This is a genomic window from Nocardioides sp. R-C-SC26, from assembly GCF_021246465.1.
GTDB lineage: Bacteria > Actinomycetota > Actinomycetes > Propionibacteriales > Nocardioidaceae > Nocardioides.
In genome coordinates, this window is sequence record NZ_JAHRHK010000032.1 from 1 (window position 1) to 3512 (window position 3512).

Genomic DNA, 3512 nt, shown 5'->3' on the forward strand with positions numbered 1-3512 from the left:
CGATTCGCGAGTGACTTGCTGCGGGGGAGGTCGACGACGAGGTCGACAGGTTCATCGACGAACGGCACCGGCCAGTGATCGACTCCCACAGCCGCAGCCTACCGAGGCTGCCCCGCAGGCGGCGCGGCGTCAGCGCACCTTGGCGCGGACCAGGTTCGCCTCGCGTCGAGCGTCCTCGAGATCGCACGGGTAGGGCAGATGTCGGCCGGGCGCCGCCCCCGCACGCACCTGAGCACCTTCTCCTCGGTCGCCGTGCCTCCGGCACGGCTCCCTCCTCGGCGGCACTCATGCACGCACCGGGACGACGCCCACCACGACAGCCCCTACCCGCGCGACCTCTTAGCCAGACGTCGTGCCTCACGCCGCGCGTCCTTGGCGGCTCGGCGGGTGCGCCAGGCGACGCCCGGCTTCCCGTCGGTGTCGCCGGCGGCGATGATCGCTCCGCCGAGCAGGGAGAGGTTCTTGGCGAACTGCAGACGGTGGGTCTTCGCTGCTGCCGGGTCGGTCTCGGCCCAGAACGCGTGACCCGCGACCGTCGTCGGCACGATCGAGACGGCCAGCACGGCAGCTCCGAGGCGCGGCGCGCGGCCGGACGCGAGCGCGAGTCCACCGACGATCTGGGCACCGGCGTTGAGGCGCACCAGCGTGCGCGTGTCCGAGGGCAGCGGGAGCCCCGCCTTCTGCGCCAGGGGCACCACCCGATCGGTCACCTGAGCGGCCTTCGGGGCGAGCGCGTCGGCGTTGCGCAACGCCGTCACCGCTCCGTAGACGAACCCGGTGGCCAGGAGCGGACGCGCGATCAGACGGCTCAGCGACATGAAGCCCACGGTAGATGCCAGGTGATGGGCCGCGGCCACACCCTAGGGTGAGGGGCATGTGCGGCCGGTACGCATCGACCCGGGAACCCGACGACCTCGTGGAGGAGTTCGACGTCCTCGAGCGCCATCTCGCGGCGCCGCTCGAGCCCGACTACAACGTCGCTCCCACCAAGCCCGTGTACGCGGTGCTCGACCGCCCGCCGCGCCGTAGCGAGGACGGCGAGGCGTCCGCGCCGGTGCGCCAGCTCCGCAGCCTGACCTGGGGCCTGGTGCCGTCGTGGGCCAAGGATCCCTCGATCGGCAGCCGCCTGATCAACGCGCGCAGCGAGACGGTGGCGGAGAAGCCGTCCTTCCGACGGGCGTTCGCCGCGCGTCGATGCATCCTGCCCGCCGACGGCTACTACGAGTGGTACGCGGCGACTCCCGCCGGCGGGAAGCAGCGCAAGCAGCCGTTCTTCATCCGCCCGCGTGACGGCGGAACGCTGGCGATGGCGGGCCTCTATGAGATCTGGCGGGATCCCGAGCGCGCGGACGACGACCCCGACCGCTTCCGGTGGACCTGCACGGTCATCACCACCGAGGCCGAGGACGAGCTGGGTCGCATCCACGACCGGATGCCGTTGATGGTCACGTCCGAGCGCCGCGACGCCTGGCTCGACCCGCGCACTCCGGTCGCCGGCCTTCTCGACCTCCTCGAACCGGCCAGCCCGGGCGTACTCGAGGCCTTCGCGGTGTCGACCGCCGTCGGCAACGTGCGCAACAACGGGCCGGACCTCGTGCGACCCCTCGCCGACGACGACGTCTGGGAGCTGGCATGAAATCCACCCCGCGATGAAGTCCGTCACTCCATGAACGCGCCGGTGACGCGCGACGTCGAAACACCCCACGGCGTCGGTCGTCTGGTCACCTCCCGTGCCCGGCGTCCGGTGGTCACGCTCCTGCTGAGTCACGGGGCAGGCAACGGGATCGACACGCGCGATCTCGAAGCGCTGGCGCAGCATCTGCCACGGCACGGGATCACCGTGGTGCGCTTCGAGCAGCCCTGGCGCGTCGCCGGCCGTCGGATCGCGACGCCGCCGGCGAGCCTGGACGCCGGGTTCGTCGCGGCAGCGGCGCAACTGCGCGGGAGCACGCCACTCGTGGTCGGTGGTCGCTCGGCCGGCGCCCGGTCGGCGACGCGGACGGCGAGCGGCCTCGGAGCACGTGGATGTCTGGCCCTGGCCTTTCCCCTGCACCCGCCCGGCAAGCCGGAGTCATCGCGGCTGCCCGAGCTGCTGGGGGCCGGAGTCGCCACCTTGGTGGTGCAGGGCGAGCGGGACGCTTTCGGTCGGCCCGAGGAGTTCCCCGACGACCTGGATCTGGCGATCGTGCCGGGCGGTGACCATGGTTTCGCCGTCCCCGCGCGGGCGGCGGTGGACCAGGAGCAGGCGCTGGAGATCCTGGTCGAGTCGGTGCTGGAGTGGATCGTCCGCGAGGTCGTGGGGGAATGACCCGTCGTCACCTGCTGTTGAACCGGTCGTGATGGCTCTTCTCGAACGCCCGGCCTCGGGCGACGACGCGCTCGTCGTCCGCGATGCCGTGACTGCCGGTCCGGCCGTAGGCTGGGCGACGATGAACGACTCTGTGAACCAGACGGCCCCGAGCGCGGGCGACGACGCGATCGATGAGCGCGCGCCGGGCGAGGTCGACGTCGCGACCGAGACCGACGCCGAGCGAGCCCTGCGCTTCGAACGCGACGCGTTGCCGCTGCTCGACCAGCTCTACTCCGCCGCGCTGCGGATGACCCGCAATCCGGCCGACGCCGAGGACCTCGTGCAGGAGACCTTCGCGAAGGCGTTCTCGGCCTTCCACCAGTTCCGTCCGGGCACCAACCTCAAGGCGTGGCTGTATCGGATCCTGACCAACACCTTCATCAACACCTACCGCAAGAAGCAGCGGCAGCCGCAGCAGTCGATGGCCGAGGACGTCGAGGACTGGCAGTTGGCACGTGCGGAGTCGCACACCTCGGGTGGCCTGAAGTCGGCCGAGACCGAGGCGTTGGAGCACCTGCCCGACAGTCAGGTCAAGCAGGCGCTGCAGCGCCTGCCCGAGGAGTTCAGGCTCGCCGTGTACCTGGCCGACGTCGAGGGATTCGCGTACAAGGAGATCGCCGAGATCATGGACACCCCGATCGGCACGGTGATGTCGCGGCTGCACCGCGGACGCCGTCAGCTGCGCGACATGCTCGCCGACTACGTCCGGGTCAACGACCTGCTGCCTGCTGGCACGGTCGACGGTGCGACGGGGGCGACCCGATGAGCCACGACCACGTGCACCCCGCGGGCGGCGGCCTGCCCGCCGACCCGTCCGCCCAGGACTGTGCCGACTATCTCGAGCGCATCGTCTACTTCATCGACAACGAGCTGGACGACGCGGACTGCGCCGATGTCCGCGTGCACCTGGACACCTGCAACCCGTGTCTGGCCCGCTACGACCTGCAGCGGACCGTGAAGTCCGTGGTCGCGCGGTCCTGCTCGGAGTCGGCCCCGGCCGACCTGCGTGAGCGGGTGCGCATCCAGATCCGCGAGGTCCAGATCCGGATCACCGAAGGCTGATCGCCGACCCTGGCGCCGCTCGGCGGCGTCACGTCACCGTCGTGAGAACGACACGAACCCCCCGGGCGGGGGGGGGGGGGGGGCGGGGTTCTCGGCGGGG

5 protein-coding genes are annotated in these 3512 nt (G+C 71.3%); 4 read left to right on the plus strand and 1 reads right to left on the minus strand.

Annotated features, from left to right (window positions below):
- Nucleotides 1-323: 323 nt before the first annotated feature.
- Complete coding sequence (locus KSO97_RS17095) at nt 324-818, minus strand: DoxX family protein (RefSeq protein ID WP_232681326.1); 495 nt, start codon at nt 816-818, stop codon at nt 324-326.
- Between the two features lie 56 nt (nt 819-874).
- On the opposite strand from KSO97_RS17095, the gene KSO97_RS17100 reads away from it, so the two are divergent.
- From KSO97_RS17100 to rsrA, 4 genes are all read left to right on the plus strand, one after another.
- On the plus strand, nt 875-1636 hold the full coding sequence (locus KSO97_RS17100) for an SOS response-associated peptidase (RefSeq protein ID WP_232681344.1): 762 nt from the start codon (nt 875-877) through the stop codon (nt 1634-1636).
- 30 nt (nt 1637-1666) lie between these two features.
- Nucleotides 1667-2308: an alpha/beta family hydrolase gene (locus KSO97_RS17105; RefSeq protein ID WP_232681360.1), complete on the plus strand. Its 642-nt coding sequence runs from the start codon at nt 1667-1669 to the stop codon at nt 2306-2308.
- A gap of 121 nt (nt 2309-2429) precedes the next feature.
- Complete coding sequence (locus KSO97_RS17110) at nt 2430-3116, plus strand: sigma-70 family RNA polymerase sigma factor (protein ID WP_232681363.1); 687 nt, start codon at nt 2430-2432, stop codon at nt 3114-3116.
- On the plus strand, nt 3113-3412 hold the full coding sequence (rsrA, locus tag KSO97_RS17115) for a mycothiol system anti-sigma-R factor (protein ID WP_232681374.1): 300 nt from the start codon (nt 3113-3115) through the stop codon (nt 3410-3412). The genes KSO97_RS17110 and rsrA overlap by 4 nt, the downstream gene beginning before the upstream one ends.
- Nucleotides 3413-3512 lie beyond the last annotated feature (100 nt).

Excerpts from the sequence above, each read along its gene's own strand:
- KSO97_RS17095 (WP_232681326.1), bottom strand. The coding sequence starts at position 818 with ATGTCGCTGAGCCGTCTGATCGCGCGTCCGCTCCTGGCCACCGGGTTC.
- KSO97_RS17100 (WP_232681344.1), top strand. The coding sequence starts at position 875 with ATGTGCGGCCGGTACGCATCGACCCGGGAACCCGACGACCTCGTGGAG.
- KSO97_RS17105 (WP_232681360.1), top strand. The coding sequence starts at position 1,667 with ATGAACGCGCCGGTGACGCGCGACGTCGAAACACCCCACGGCGTCGGT.
- KSO97_RS17110 (WP_232681363.1), top strand. The coding sequence starts at position 2,430 with ATGAACGACTCTGTGAACCAGACGGCCCCGAGCGCGGGCGACGACGCG.
- rsrA (WP_232681374.1), top strand. The coding sequence starts at position 3,113 with ATGAGCCACGACCACGTGCACCCCGCGGGCGGCGGCCTGCCCGCCGAC.